This is a genomic window from Paraburkholderia sp. ZP32-5 (assembly GCF_021390495.1).
Taxonomy (GTDB): Bacteria; Pseudomonadota; Gammaproteobacteria; order Burkholderiales; family Burkholderiaceae; genus Paraburkholderia.
This window is the reverse complement of sequence record NZ_JAJEJP010000002.1, coordinates 1,582,815-1,596,369: the sequence shown is the minus strand read 5'-3', so window position 1 is coordinate 1,596,369 and position 13,555 is coordinate 1,582,815. Positions and strand designations below refer to the sequence as shown.

The window sequence follows — 13,555 nt, the reverse complement described above, 5'->3', positions numbered from 1 at the left end:
GCAATCGCAGCTTTATTCCTTCGTGATCCGCTGAGTTTGCTGTCCGGATCGATCCGTTTGCCGGCGATGATCGCCGGATGCCACGGCACGGGTTTCGACATGCGTTTATTTGATCGATCGCGCTTGAACGCGAGCGATTAAAAAACCTTGACGACGCGCGTTCATCTTCTATAGTTCACCACATGGCAAAGTATCCAGTCAGTCAACTCGATCGCACGTTTGCCGCGCTCGTGGACCCCACGCGGCGCGCCATCCTCGCGCGTCTCGAAAGCGAGCCCGGCCTGTCGATCACGGAAATCGCGCGTCCGTTGCCGGTGAAACTACCGGCGGTGATGAAGCATCTCGACGTATTGAGCGATGCCGGGCTGATCGCGCGCACGAAGAGTGGGCGAACCGTGTCGGTCGAACTCGTGGCCGGTCCGATGGCAGAAGCGATGGCTTGGCTCAGGCGCTATGAGCGCTTCTGGTCCGCGAGTCTCGACCGGCTTGCCGATTTTGTCGAAGGAGAAGAGGGATGACCAACGAGAAGCCCAGTCTGACGATCATTCGGCGTTTGAAGGCGCCGCCGGCGCGGGTCTACGCGGCATGGACGCGTCCCGAACTGATGGTGCGCTGGTGGGGACCGGACGGTGGCCCGGTGCTGAGCGCCGAAGCCGATCCGCGTGTAGGCGGGCGCTTTCGCGTGGTGTTTCAGACGCTGAATGGCGATACGCACGACTGCCGCGGCGAATATCGCGAGGTCGAACCCGATCGCAAGCTGGTCTTCACGTGGGAGTGGGTCACGATGCCCGAACGGCGCTCGCTGGTGACGATCGTATTGCGCTCGATCGACGAGGGCACCGAATTGAATTTCACGCATTCGCAATTCGCCGACGAAGCGGCGCGCGACGGCCATCGGATCGGCTGGACCACGTCGTTCGACAAGCTGGAGAAACTGCTGGCCGGGTTGGCAAGCGAAGCCGCCTGAAACGCGCGCACCCGAGGCCGCGCCATCACTTCAACGCATACCGAGGTCGCACATGAAGCTCTATTACGCTGAAACGCTCGCGCCGCGCAAAGCCTGCGCGGTGGCCGGCTACCTGGATCTGCCGGTCGATTACGTGTTCGTCGATATGGGCCGCGGCGAACACATGAAGCCGGACTATCTGGCGATCAATCCGAACGGCAAGGTGCCGGCACTCGTTGACGGCGAGCGCCGCTTGTGGGAAGCCGACGCGATCATCTGCCATCTCGCGCAACGCGCGCAATCCGCGTTGTGGCCGCGCGACGCGCAGCAGCAGATCGACGTGGTGCGCTGGATGAGCTGGAATAGCCAGCATCTGTACCGGCATGCGGGCTCGCTGTACTTCGAGTACCTGATCAAGCCGTGGATCGGCCTTGGCGAGCCCGATCCAGGGAAAGTCGCTGAAGCGCAGTCATTTTTCCGCAAGCATGCGGCGGTGCTCGACCAGCATCTGAAGGAGCGCAAGTGGCTGCTCGGCAATGAGCTTTCGGTGGCGGATTTTTCCGTTGGCGTGTCGCTGCCGTACGCGCAGGGCGCGGCGATGCCGCTCGATGAATTTCCCGAAGTGCGGCGTTGGCATGATCAGCTGAATGCGTTCGACGCGTGGCGTAATCCATTTCCGGCGCGTACGGAAAAGGCGGTTGCGCACGCGTGAGAGTTAAGGCGGCCGCTGTCGCAGCCCTTGCGTGGCGGCAGCACCGGGATTGCCGTATCGTGTGAGCTTCCGGAAGCGCCCGTGAAGCGGACGCGCAAGAACCTCTGACGCTATGACAGCTCCGTCGAACCACGATACCCGGCGCCGTTTTCTGCGCATCGCGATCGGCGTGCCGGTCTCGCTGGCATTGCCATCATTCGCGCGGGCGCAAGCCGATACCACTGCCTTACCCCGCATCACTCAACGTGTCATTCCGTCCAGCGGCGAACGTCTGCCGGTGATCGGCTGCGGGACCTGGCGCACGTTCGACGTCGGCGACGATCCCGCCACCCGCGCGCAACTCGCCGACGTGCTGCGCATCCTGTTCGCGGCGGGCGGCTCCGTGATCGATTCGTCGCCGATGTACGGCTCGTCCGAGGCGGTCGCGGGCGCGTTGCTTACGCAGCTCGACGCGCACAGCAAAGCGTTCGTCGCGACCAAGGTCTGGACCGAAGGACGGGAAGCCGGCATCGCGCAGATGGAGCAATCGCTGCGACGTTTTCAGCAATCGCATATCGATCTGATGCAGATTCACAATCTGCTCGACTGGCGCACGCAGATCGCGACGCTGCGCGACTGGAAAGCACGCGGGCGGATTCGCTATATCGGCATCACGCACTACACGTCGAGCGCGTTCGACGAGGTCGCCGCCGTGATGCGCAGCGAAAAGCCCGACTTCGTGCAGATCAACTATGCCGCCGACGATCGCGCGGCCGAGCAGCGCATCCTGCCGCTCGCGGCGGAGCTGGGCATCGGCGTCGTGATCAACCAGCCGTTTGGCGGCGGTGGGCTGCTCGCGCGCGTGATGAAAACCCCGCTGCCCGCGTGGGCCGCCGAAATCGGCTGCACGAGCTGGGCGCAGGTTCTGCTCAAGTTCGTGCTCGCGCATCCGGCGGTGACGGTCGTGATTCCCGGTACCGGGCGGCCGAAATATATGGCCGACAACGTGCGCGCCGGGTCGGGGCCGCTGCCCGACGATGCGATGCGCGCACGAATCATCGCGGCGGTGGGCGGCTGACGGATCGCACGATTCGTCGCTCAACACACGAGCGGCCAACTTCTCACAAAACGCGGGAATAAACCGCGCAACTCTTCAGTCATGCCTCATGAACCGGCTCGCAAGGGCCGCGGGACGATCCCGCGGCCGGTTCTGCGAATCCTTATCGTGAGGTCACCATGTCGTCACATCAATCATTCGATCCGGCGCGTCGCGGCGCGCTGAAATGTCTTGCGTTCGGCGGGTTGGGCACCGTCTTCATGCTGTCGGGTGGCGTGCTTACGCCAGTGGAGCTCGCGCTCGCCGCCGACGCGAAAACCGCTCCCGCGGCGGGCGTGCCGTTATTCCTGCAGATCAGCGACACGCATATCGGCTTCAACAAGGAAGCGAATCCGGACGTCGCCGGCACGCTCAAACAGACGATCGAATTCGTCAACGCGATGCCGGCGAAACCTCCGCTCGCGATCCACACCGGCGATATCACGCATCTGTCCAAAGCGTCGGAGTTCGATCTCGCGTCACAACTGCTGGGGGGATTGAAGATCACCGAGCTGCATACCGTGCCGGGCGAACACGACGTAACGGACGGTCCCGGCACCGAGTATTTCAAGCGCTTCGGCAAGGCGTCGGATAACCGCGGCTATTACAGCTTCGATCATCAGGGCGTGCATTTCATCGGCCTCGTCAACGTGATGCACTTCAAGCCGAACGGTCTCGGCGGTTTCGGCGACGACCAGCTCGAATGGCTCGAAAACGATCTGAAGGGACGCTCAGCGAGCACACCGATCGTCGTGTTCGCGCATATGCCGATGTGGACCATTTACGAGCCGTGGGGCTGGGGCACCGGTGACGCGGGACAGGCGATGAGCTATCTGAAACGCTTCGGTTCGGTGACGGTGTTGAACGGTCACATTCATCAGATCGTGTCGAAGGTCGAGGGCAACGTCACGTTTCACACCGCGCGCTCCACGGCCTATCCGCAGCCGAGCGCGGGGCAGGGCGAAGGCCCCGGGCCGTTGAAAGTCGCGAGCGACCAGTTGCCGAAGATGCTGGGCGTGACCAGCGTGAGCATCGCGCGCCATCCGCTGAAGGCGACGCTCGACGACACGACGCTCGCATGACTTTCGCATGAACCCTCACTTTCCCCACACTCAGGAGTCCGCTCATGCGAACTGATCTATACACGCGCGTGCTGTTCAATCTGCTCGGCAGCGTCGCGATTCTGGCCGCGTCGGCGGGGCTCAGCATTGCGCAAACGTCGATGCAGATGCCGATGCCGATGAAAATGCAGAAGACGGCCACGGCGGCTCCAGCGGCCCCGAACGCTGTCGTCATCAAGAACTTCATGTTCTCGCCGATGGAGTTGACCGTCAAAGCGGGTTCGACGGTCACCTGGAAGAATCTCGACGGCGAGCCGCACACCGTCGTCAACGATGCCGGCATGTTCCGCTCGGCCGCGCTCGATCAGAACGACACGTATCAGTTCAAATTCGATAAACCGGGGGTGTACAAGATCTTTTGCGGCATCCATCCGAACATGAAGGCGACGATCACCGTGCAATGAGCGATGCAACGCGCGTGGCACGGAGGCGGCCCACGCACGGTGCTCACGCGGTATGCAGATCGCTCAGCCGGCACAGCAGGATGCCGTAGCCGGTCAGATGGCCGAGGTACACGCTGGTGAACACATCGGATGCCGGCAGCGCCTCGGTCAACTGACGCAGATCTTCCATATGCAGCGGCGGCGCGGCCAGCGGCGGACGTTCGACTCGCAGGTCCGCCGCGTCGGCCAGTTGCCGGTGCGTGGCGACGAGTTGGGCGAGCCGCGCGAGAAACGCCTCGCGCCACGCGGCGTCGAGCGCCGCGAATTGTTGATGAAACGTATCGATGGTTTCGAGAAAGTTGACCAGCGTATCGAAAGTCTCCTGATAGCACGCGAAAACCGGCAGCCGCGGCGCGTTGCGCTTCAGATGCGGGGACACCCATGCCTGCTCGAGGTCGGTCTTCAGCAGCAGATGCGCCTGCTTGAGGTTCGTGCTCAGCGTGCGCAGCTTCGTCGCGGCCGGTTTGATGCGCGCCTTGTCGAGTGTGCCGGCCGCCAGTTGCGCGAGGACGTCGGTCGCCTGTTCGTTGCCGTCGTTGACGAGCGTGTTCGCCCAATAACCGTGATCGGGCGGAAACGCGATCTGCTGCAGGATGAAGCCGAGAAACATGCCGAGCACGACGCCGATCAGACGCTGTTCGAGCAGCGGAATATGTTCGCCGGTATAGAGCACGAGCGTGATCGGCACCGTGATGCTGGTCATCTGGAACAGCGATGGCCGCAGCGCGACGATGCCGAAGATCACGACCGGCAGCAGCGCCGCGCCGAGCCACAGATGCGGCGCGGTCAGCCAGATCAGCAGCGTGCCGACCGGCATCGCCACGACGTTCGAGAACACCCGTTTGTAGAAGTAGCTTCGGGCGGCCGAAATCGAGCTTCCGAGCGCCAGCGTCAGCATCGCCGAACCGGCGAGTGGCACGGCCGCATCCGGATAGCCGAGCAGATAGGGCAGGCCGAAACCGATCCATAGGCCGAGCGTCAGCTTCGCGTACTTGGCGGTTTCGGAGAGCGAGAAACGCGCGAGCGCACGGCGCAATGGCGTGAGCGGTTTGTGCTGATACACGTTGGACATGATCTTTTTATGCCGATCGGTGACGTTGATTGAGGCAGTTGAGGCTGTTGCGCTGGGTTGTGCCCGGCATCGCGCGGATTCGCGCGAGGCGCGCACGAGACCTTACCACTACGTGTGCACGGCGGGAGGCCGGCAATCTGTGCAACGCAGCGGCGACGCGCGAATCACGCGCGATCTCGTCTGTCCGTTGCATGAACCCGCTTCGAGCCTGAATAACGCCGGGCACGCAATCTGCTCGGCGGCACGCGGCTCCGCTCGAAGCGTCCGCGATGCAACGGCCCGCCGACTATCCTATAGGCGTGCTTGTTGCGTATGAACCTCGACTACGTTGGCGCGTTTTGCAGAAACCCCGGCGCGACGTGCATGACGTAAATGGCTTCGCGGGATGGCGGTCGGCCGACTTGCAGCTTTTACAGTCGTGTGTGCTTTTTTGCCGTCTGGCGGCCTCGCTGGTGCTTTCATTGGCGCTCTCATGAGCGCTCTCTTGAGGGGTGTTTAAAACGCAACGCCGCTGTTTGTCGCCGGCTTGCGACAGGATTACATTCATCGGCAACACATGCCGTAAGCGGCGCACACGCATTCCGCGCACGGCCTGTCAGCCTCATAGCAGCACGAGTAGCACGTATTGCGGAGCGTCTTGCGATGGCTACGAATATCGACGATACCGATCCGCGTCCCCCGGACGCCGACGACCTGGACCCCGACTCCGATTTCGACGGCCCGCGCGCGCCGGGAAATTCGCCGCCACGCTTCGGCCGGCTCGCGCTGTGCATCGCCGCCGCGGCGGCGCTGAGCTTCGGCGTGATCGGCACCGTCGCGTATGGCGTCTGGTTCAATCACGATCAACAGGCGTATGCGGACGCGATCACCAGCGCACGCCGCGCCCTGGGTTCGTCGGAGGCGGACGGTGCGCGCAACGTCGCGCAGTCCACCGCGCGGCCCGCGGCGTCGATACCGACACAACGCGCGAGCGACGAAGACTCGATGGCCGCGACCGTTGCGCCCGCAACGCCGGAGCAATCCGTCGCGAACGCAACGACTCATCCGGGCGCGCCGACGTGGCCGCAGGCGGCACCGCCGTCTTCGTTGGCGATACCCGACGGCCCGGACCCCGCGGCGATGTCCAGGCGGCCGGCAACGGCGCGGGAAGCCGCCGACGAACGGGCCAATGGACATGCGGTCTGGTCCGGCCAGATCCAACCGAACGATCCCAACGCAAATCCGTCGACGATGGTTGCCGATGCATCGCCCGCGACACCGTCGATGATGCCGGCCGACACATCAGCCGATACGTCAGTCGATGGATCGACCAACACGTCCAACGCCGCAGCACCCAACACAACGCCCGACCTGTATGGCGCGCCTGCCTCGTCGCCCGCCGTTACGCGGCAGGCTGCGAACGCGGCCAATCCCCCAACGCAGCGCGCGTCGAACCGTCCGGCCAAAAACGGCAAACTCGCGCAGCAGGACCGCCGTGCCGCGCCGTCGAACGCGAAGCATAAAGACAGTCTGTTCGCACGCGTGGGGCAATTCTTTCGACGAGTGAGCTACCGTCAACATGGCAGTGGACGCCAGCAACAACAAGACATCTACTCGCACCCCTGAGTGCGGCTGCGGATGCTCGGAGAGTCACGGCGACGACGCGCACGCAGGCGCGCCCGCGCCGCGCCCGAATTCCGGACCGGCTCCTGCATCGGGAGCGGGAGCCGCAGTGGGACCGACGCTGGGACTGAGACCCGGCCCCGCGACCATCGCGGTGGCCGCGCTGCTGTGTCTGCTGGTCGGCGTGCTATATCTGGCGATGCAGGTGCGCACGGTGTTCTCCGATCAGGTGAAACAGGAATATGCGGGCCTCGTGCTCGAAGCCGCCGACCGTGCCGCCAGCGCGCGCGAACAGTTGAACATCTGGCAACGGATCGCCGGCGCCGCATCCGGTCGCGACCCGGCCATCATCGATGGCTACAACCGCGCGCGCGCCGAATTCACGCGGCGCTTCGCGTCGCTGGCGGCACTCGTGAACGCGAGCCCATCGGCCGACCTGCAGGATCCGCCCGCGAAGCTGAACGCGGATCTCAGTCCCGACGCGGCCGGCGCGGCGCTCGCCAGCGTCTCGGCGTACTGGCGCGCGCAGCGCGACGCATATAGCTCCGATGCGCGGGTGCGCGTCACGCATGTTGCGCACACGTTGATTGCGCTCGCCGCGCTGTTGTTCTGCATGCTGATCACGGCGCTCGGCATGTACGCGAAACGCAACCGGCAACTGGCCGGGCAGTCGCACGAATTCGAGCATGCGTCGCTGCACGATTCGCTGACCGGTCTGCCGAACCGCCGCCGGCTGCTGGCCGCGCTCGACGAAGCCGCCGCGAACGCGCGCGACGGCGCGGCGCCATCGCGGATCGCCGTGCTCTATGTCGATCTCGACGGCTTCAAGCAGGTCAACGATTCGTTCGGGCATCCGGCCGGCGATGCCTTTCTCACCCGCGTCGCGACGTGTTTTCGCGCGTCGGTCCGCAAGACCGACCTCGTCGCGCGGATTGGCGGAGACGAATTCGCGGTGCTGGTGCGGGCATTTTCGAACGAGATGGAATTGGCCGACATCGCGCGGCGGTTGATCGGCTGCGTGGTGTTCATCGACGAGCAGATGGAAATCGGCCACGTGCGCGCGAGCGTCGGCATTGCAAGCTATCCCGATGCCGTCGGCGACCATCGTCGTCTGGTCGCCGCGGCCGACGAGGCGATGTATCAGGTCAAGCGCGACGGCAAGAACGGCTATGCATTTGCCGCGCGGGCAGGGCGCACGAGCCGGACCGCGGCGATGTGACTCGGGACGTGCTGCGCGCGTGGCGATCGCGGGGGACTTGAACGGCACAGCCCTTAACGGCGCCGTGCCAACCACTACATCCGACCGTCAGCCAGCCTGGTTGCGCCACTCAGTCAGCTTCTCACGCTCATTCAATTCGATAAACGAAGGCAGCGCGCGCAGCCTGCGGATATAGCTCGCCAGATGCGGCCACCCAGCCGTCGCCGGGCGCGGCATGTTGCGGGTCCAGCGCATCAGCACGAGCGCGAGCAGATCGGCGGTGCTGAGCCGATCGCCGGCGAGATACGCATGACCGGCGGCGAAATGCGCGTCGAGCCGCGTGCATGCCTCCTCGATACGACGCTGCGCCAGCGCGCGCACCGCGCCGGCACCGGCCGGATCGCCGTCACTATCCGCGTAGAACCAGTCGCGCATCGCCGGCAGCAGCGTGTTCGCCAGATAGATCATCCATTCGAACCACGGCGCGCGTTCCACCGAGCCGGGTGCGGGGGCGAGGCCGGCCTCGGGATGGCGCTCGGCGAGCAGCATCAGCAGCGCGGCCGATTCATGGCGCGGCGTGCCGTCGACGACCAGCGTCGGTACGCGCCCGGCCGGATTCAGACGCAGGTAGTCGGCGTCGCGCTGCTGGCCCGCGTCGATATCGACGAGGCGCGCTTCGAACGGTACGCCCATTTCGATCAGCATCCAGTGCACCGGCATGCTGGCCGCGCCTGGCGAGTAGTAGAGAACGTAGGACATAGCAAGCGAAAGCAGAATGAAAGAAGGGCTGCCGCCGAAGCGAACAGCCCTGCCAGGATGCGGCGCGAACGGGCGCTCAGCCCGTCATGCTCAGCGCCGCGCGACTCATTGCGCCGATGCGTGCGACTTCTGGTCGGCCGAATGCGACTGCGTGACCGCGCTGACGATCACGAACACGACCACGTTCACCGCCAGCGCGAGGAAGCCGATGTTGACGTCCTTCAACGTGTCCGGCAGGAACGGCATCAGTTGACCGACGCTCCAGTGCAGCGTGGTGGTCAGCGTGACCACCGCGACGCCGGCCAGGATGCCGCAGAACGCGCCCTGCTTGGTCGCGCGGTTGCGCGGCATCAGGCTCGAGATCACGGCCGGGAACAGTTGCGTGACGAAGTTGTAGCCCATCAGCAGCAGCGCGACGATCGTCTCGCCGCCGTTCAGCGTGAAGCCGACCGCGACCAGTGCGACCACCGGCACCAGCGTGCGCGCGATCATCGCCACGCTTGCATCCGACGCGTTGCGGTTCAGCATGCCGCGATAGACGTCGTTGGCGAGCAGCGTGGATGCGGAGGTCAGGATCATCGAGCCCGGCACCAGCGCGGTCAGGATACCGGCCGCGCCGATCACGCCGACGAACCACGGATCGAACGTCTGCAGCGACAGGCGGAACAGCGACAGGTCGATGTCGCCGCCCGTCAGGCCCGGCACCTTCAGCGTTGCCGCGAAGCCGACGAAGAACACGAACAGCAGGATCAACTGATAGAGCGGCAGCACCGCGGCGTTGCGGCGGAAGATGCGTTCATCCTTCGCGGTGAAGATCGAGCCGAACGTGTGCGGCCACATGAAGAAGCCGAGCGCGGTCAACAGCACGGTCGACTGGAACCACACCACGCTCGAACCATGCGCCGGGAAGGTCAGGAAGCCGGGCTTGGCCGCATCGATCGCGCGGAACATTTCGCCGACACCGCCGTAATAGTGCAGCGGCAGATAGATGCCGAGGAACAGCACGATCGCGAGAATCAGCGTGTCCTTGACCACCGAGTTCCACGCGGAGCCGCGCACGCCCGACACGATCACGTACGACGTGACGACGATCGCGCCGATCCAGATTGCCGCGGTCGACGAAATTGCGCCGTACGAAGCGGTCGCGACGATGATGCCGAGGCCCTTCAACTGCAGCACGAGATACGGGATCAGCGCGGCCACGCCGACCAGCGCGACCAGCGTGCCGAGCGCGGGGCTGTCGTATTTGCGCGTGAAGAAGTGCGGCTGCGACACCAGCCGGTGCGTTTTCGCATAACGCCAGATCGGTGGCAGCATCCAGTACGACAGGATGTAGGCGAGCGTGCCGTACGCGAGGATGTAGTAGACCGGGGCGCCCTTGCCGTACGCAAAGCCGCTGCCGCCGAGGAACGTGAAGGTCGTATAGATTTCGCCGGCCATCAGCAGGAACACGAACGCGGTGCCGAAGCTGCGGCCGCCGACGCTCCATTGCTCGAGGCTCATGTCATGGCCGCGGCGCGCGCGCATGCCGAGGAATAGCGCGCCCAGTGTGACGGCCGCGATGATAACGAGTGCGCTCATGGGCGAACCTCCTCGCCTTCGGCGGCATGACGGTTGGACGGGTCGATGTTGTAGACGATCGCCATGATGATCGAACTCAGAATCACCCACATGACGATCCAGGCCAGCACGAACGGCATGCCGAGCACGAGCGGCTCGACACGATTGACAAACGCAATGCCGACGAGCATGCCGATGAACGGCAGTGCGGCAAGTACACGAAGCAACATGAGGGCAGCTCCTCGAACTTGTAATAGATGTTGTTGAAAGTGCAGCTTCGCTGATGACTTTATGCCGGATACTTCCGTTCAGTAAAGGGGATCAAAATAAATGTGAGTTTTCCGAAAGTTGCAAACGCATCATTTCGGCCAGGATTGCTGCACTGCAAGGCGGGGAGGGGGCTGCGGCGTGCTCGCGCGAGCTTGATGCGGAAACGTCTTTTTCGCGGTTCAGGTGGCGCGGCGCGATATGATCTGGCAGCGTTGTAGCATTTTCCGGGTCGCGTCATGCGGCGCGGATCGACCGGCCTGGGGCATATACGGACATCTCCGCACACATACGGACACACACATGGTCGAAAGTCTGATCTCGGACATTCTGTTCGGCTTCACCGGCCTGATCAGCATCATCAATCCGATCGGCGGCGCTTTTATGTTTCTGGACCGCACCGCGTCGCTGACCATCGACGAGCGCACCGCGCTCGCCCGCAAGATCGCGATCAACGCCGCCTGCGTGCTGCTGGTCGCGTTCTTCATCGGCACCCCGGTCCTGCACTTCTTCGGCATTTCGATGGAGGCGCTGCGCATCGGCGGCGGGCTCGCGCTCGCGGTGGGCGGCTGGCAGATGCTGAACGCGCCGGACACGCCCGCCGAGCAGAACGAGGTCAAGCGCGTCGACGCGGACACCGCGAAGGCCCGTGCTTTCTTTCCGCTTACCGTGCCGCTGACCACCGGGCCGGGCTCGATTGCGACCGCGATCGCGCTGTCCGCGAATCGCACGCACAAGCTGTCGGCGTTCGTCGTGTCGGGCATCGCCTCGGTCGCGATCACGTTGGCGGTGGCCGTCACCGTGTATCTGGTCTATAGCCGCGCGACGGTGTTCGCGCGCTACCTGGGCGTCGAGGGTACCAAGGTCGCGCTGCGGGTGTCGGCGTTTCTGCTGCTGTGTATTGGCGTGCAGATCATACTGACCGGCGTATCCGAATTCCTGATTCCGATCGCGACGCTGCCGCCGGCGGCTCGCTAGCCGCGTTGCGCGCCGAGGGGTTCAACGTCGCGTGTGCTTCGATTTTGCCTAGCGCGTCAGCAACATCGAGCTGAGTACCGAGAACGCGGTCGCCGGCAACTCGGCGAGGCGACTGATCACCACGTTGCGCGGATAGAAATCCTCCACCGCATCGGTCAGCACGCCGATACCGACGAGTTCGATGCCGCGCTTGCCGATCGCCGCGACGCGTTCGCGCAGATCGCTGCGCAACACGCGCGGGTCGCCGTCGCCGGTCGACGGGTAGCCGTCCGAGAACACCATCAGGATGCGGCGCGCGGCCGGGTGATCGGCAAGCCGCGTCGCGGCCCATGCCAGCGCTTCGCCATCCGGGTTTTCATGACCGCAGTCGATCTCGGCGATACCGCTCAGGTCGGTCGCGCCAAAGCGCTTGTAAATCTTCTGATCGAGCCGTTCGACACAGCGGTTGTAGCGGCGCAGATCCGCGCCGGCCGCGAGTTGCCGCTCGTAGAGCTGCCGCATCGGCGCGGACTCGAGCGAGCAGTAGCCGAGCACTTCGCAATCGAACGACAGCTGCGTCAGCGCATCGCATAGCGCGCTCGCGCACAGGCGCGCGAGTTCGATCTTGCGCCCGGCCATCGATCCGCTGCGATCGATCAGCAGGCTCACCGCGACGTCGCGGCCCTTGGTAACGCGTTGCGTGCGAAACGGCGTGCGGTAGCCCGGCGACGTCGCGAGCTTCGCGAGCGCGGTGCGATCGATGTCGCCGCGCTCCTGTTCGCGGCGCCAGCGTACGCGTTCGTCGGCGGATAGCGCGCGTTCGAGCTTTTCCTTCAGCGGCGCCGTGTCCGCGCGGGCTTGCGCGCGCAGCGCGCGCCATGCGGCGCTGTCGCCGTGGCCGGTCACATCGGTGATTTCGTCGAATTCGGTCGCGAGCGGAATCGATAGCCGCATCGGTGGCGGCGATGTGCCGGCCGCGCCCGGTTGACCTGCATCGCGAGTGGATGCCGAGGCGGAATCGGCCAGCGTTTGCCCCATGCCGACCGCGTCGTCCGACGGTGCACCGCCGTCTTTTTCCGACGGCGGTGAGGCCGCAGCGGCGTCATCCCGAGCGGGCAACGCGGTGTCGTCGTCACCAAACGACGCGGCCGCCGTTTCCGTATCGATATCTTCGGCCGGCCCGGCGGTGAACATCATGTTGTTCGCGTCACCGGCCGACAACGCCCGCACGCGCGCGACCAGCTCCGCCGCCACCGCGATGCTGCGCGCGGTCGAATCGCTCGCGCGTGCTTTGTGCAGCAGATCCTGCGCTGCATGCAACGCGGCGAGCAGCGAATGACTCGCTTCGTTGCGAGCCGGCGTCTCGTCCCACAGCGTGCGCTCGACCAGCCACGCGAGCCGGTCGCGCCAATGCAGCTTCGACCAGCGTTGCCGGACGCGCTCGGCCGCGTGCGCGCGCAGCTTGCCGATAAACCAGCGCGCGCCGGGATATTCGTCGAGCAGTTGCGCGCACACGCGCCGATCGTCGATGACCTGCGCGAGCTTCGCGGTGATGCCCGCATGGGGTCCCTGTGGCAACGCATCGAGCTGTGCAAGCGACGCATGCTTCGCGCGCGCGACCAGCAGATCCAGATAGCCGATCAGCACGTCGCGATCGACGCCGCCATCCGCTTCATAGTCGGGAATCACGATACGGCCGGGTTCGACACGTGGGCCATCGGGGCTGAATACGACCGTCACGCCGTACTGGCCGGTCAGCACGCGCGCGACCTTGCCGAGCGTCGATTCGAATGCGAAGCCCTGCGTGTCGCGTTGCAGGTGAGCGGGGTGGCGGGCGTTCATC

The 13,555-nt window shown here is 64.8% G+C and carries 14 protein-coding genes; 9 read left to right on the top strand and 5 right to left on the bottom strand.

The window, feature by feature from the left end; all coding sequences use genetic code 11:
* Nucleotides 1–182: 182 nt before the first annotated feature.
* The 6 genes from L0U82_RS25800 (at nucleotide 183) to L0U82_RS25775 (ending at nucleotide 4,258) form a co-directional block, all read left to right on the top strand.
* Complete coding sequence (locus L0U82_RS25800; protein ID WP_233835617.1) at nucleotides 183–518, top strand: ArsR/SmtB family transcription factor; 336 nt, start codon at nucleotides 183–185, stop codon at nucleotides 516–518.
* Nucleotides 515–967, top strand: a complete 453-nt coding sequence (locus tag L0U82_RS25795; protein ID WP_233835616.1) for an SRPBCC family protein — start codon at nucleotides 515–517, stop codon at nucleotides 965–967. The genes L0U82_RS25800 and L0U82_RS25795 overlap by 4 nt, the downstream gene beginning before the upstream one ends.
* A gap of 52 nt (nucleotides 968–1,019) precedes the next feature.
* The gene (locus tag L0U82_RS25790) at nucleotides 1,020–1,658 is read left to right on the top strand and encodes a glutathione S-transferase family protein (RefSeq protein ID WP_233835615.1); all 639 of its coding nucleotides are present in this window, start codon (nucleotides 1,020–1,022) and stop codon (nucleotides 1,656–1,658) included.
* Between the two features lie 112 nt (nucleotides 1,659–1,770).
* A complete protein-coding gene (locus L0U82_RS25785; protein ID WP_233835614.1) occupies nucleotides 1,771–2,715 on the top strand; it encodes an aldo/keto reductase in 945 nt (314 codons plus the stop codon).
* 158 nt (nucleotides 2,716–2,873) lie between these two features.
* Nucleotides 2,874–3,815, top strand: coding sequence for a metallophosphoesterase family protein (locus tag L0U82_RS25780; RefSeq protein ID WP_233835612.1), 942 nt, complete (start codon nucleotides 2,874–2,876; stop codon nucleotides 3,813–3,815).
* Nucleotides 3,816–3,859: 44 nt separating this feature from the next.
* Entirely contained in the window at nucleotides 3,860–4,258 is a 399-nt protein-coding gene (locus tag L0U82_RS25775) for a cupredoxin domain-containing protein (RefSeq protein WP_442793664.1), read from the top strand.
* Between the two features lie 43 nt (nucleotides 4,259–4,301).
* On the opposite strand, the gene L0U82_RS25770 is transcribed toward L0U82_RS25775, so the two are convergent.
* The gene (locus tag L0U82_RS25770) at nucleotides 4,302–5,369 is read right to left on the bottom strand and encodes an FUSC family protein (protein ID WP_233835610.1); all 1,068 of its coding nucleotides are present in this window, start codon (nucleotides 5,367–5,369) and stop codon (nucleotides 4,302–4,304) included.
* A gap of 642 nt (nucleotides 5,370–6,011) precedes the next feature.
* On the opposite strand from L0U82_RS25770, the gene L0U82_RS25765 reads away from it, so the two are divergent.
* Nucleotides 6,012–6,974 (top strand): hypothetical protein, encoded by a 963-nt coding sequence (locus L0U82_RS25765; RefSeq protein WP_233835608.1) that lies wholly within the window; start codon nucleotides 6,012–6,014, stop codon nucleotides 6,972–6,974.
* Between the two features lie 106 nt (nucleotides 6,975–7,080).
* Nucleotides 7,081–8,190 carry a diguanylate cyclase domain-containing protein gene (locus L0U82_RS25760; RefSeq protein WP_233835607.1) on the top strand — a complete coding sequence of 370 codons (1,110 nt, stop codon included), beginning with the start codon at nucleotides 7,081–7,083 and terminating at the stop codon, nucleotides 8,188–8,190.
* An 87-nt stretch (nucleotides 8,191–8,277) separates the two neighbouring features.
* Here L0U82_RS25760 and L0U82_RS25755 read toward each other — a convergent pair whose 3' ends face one another.
* The 3 genes from L0U82_RS25755 to L0U82_RS25745 form a co-directional block, all read right to left on the bottom strand.
* Nucleotides 8,278–8,928, bottom strand: coding sequence for a glutathione S-transferase family protein (locus tag L0U82_RS25755; protein WP_233835606.1), 651 nt, complete (start codon nucleotides 8,926–8,928; stop codon nucleotides 8,278–8,280).
* 105 nt (nucleotides 8,929–9,033) lie between these two features.
* Complete coding sequence (locus L0U82_RS25750) at nucleotides 9,034–10,509, bottom strand: sodium:solute symporter family protein (RefSeq protein ID WP_233835605.1); 1,476 nt, start codon at nucleotides 10,507–10,509, stop codon at nucleotides 9,034–9,036.
* On the bottom strand, nucleotides 10,506–10,718 hold the full coding sequence (locus L0U82_RS25745) for a DUF3311 domain-containing protein (protein ID WP_233835604.1): 213 nt from the start codon (nucleotides 10,716–10,718) through the stop codon (nucleotides 10,506–10,508). The genes L0U82_RS25750 and L0U82_RS25745 overlap by 4 nt, the downstream gene beginning before the upstream one ends.
* 340 nt (nucleotides 10,719–11,058) lie before the next feature.
* Here L0U82_RS25745 and L0U82_RS25740 point away from each other — a divergent pair, with 340 nt between their 5' ends.
* Nucleotides 11,059–11,733: a MarC family protein gene (locus L0U82_RS25740; protein ID WP_233835603.1), complete on the top strand. Its 675-nt coding sequence runs from the start codon at nucleotides 11,059–11,061 to the stop codon at nucleotides 11,731–11,733.
* Nucleotides 11,734–11,781: 48 nt separating this feature from the next.
* Here L0U82_RS25740 and L0U82_RS25735 read toward each other — a convergent pair whose 3' ends face one another.
* Complete coding sequence (locus L0U82_RS25735) at nucleotides 11,782–13,554, bottom strand: cobaltochelatase CobT-related protein (protein WP_233835602.1); 1,773 nt, start codon at nucleotides 13,552–13,554, stop codon at nucleotides 11,782–11,784.
* Nucleotide 13,555 lies beyond the last annotated feature (1 nt).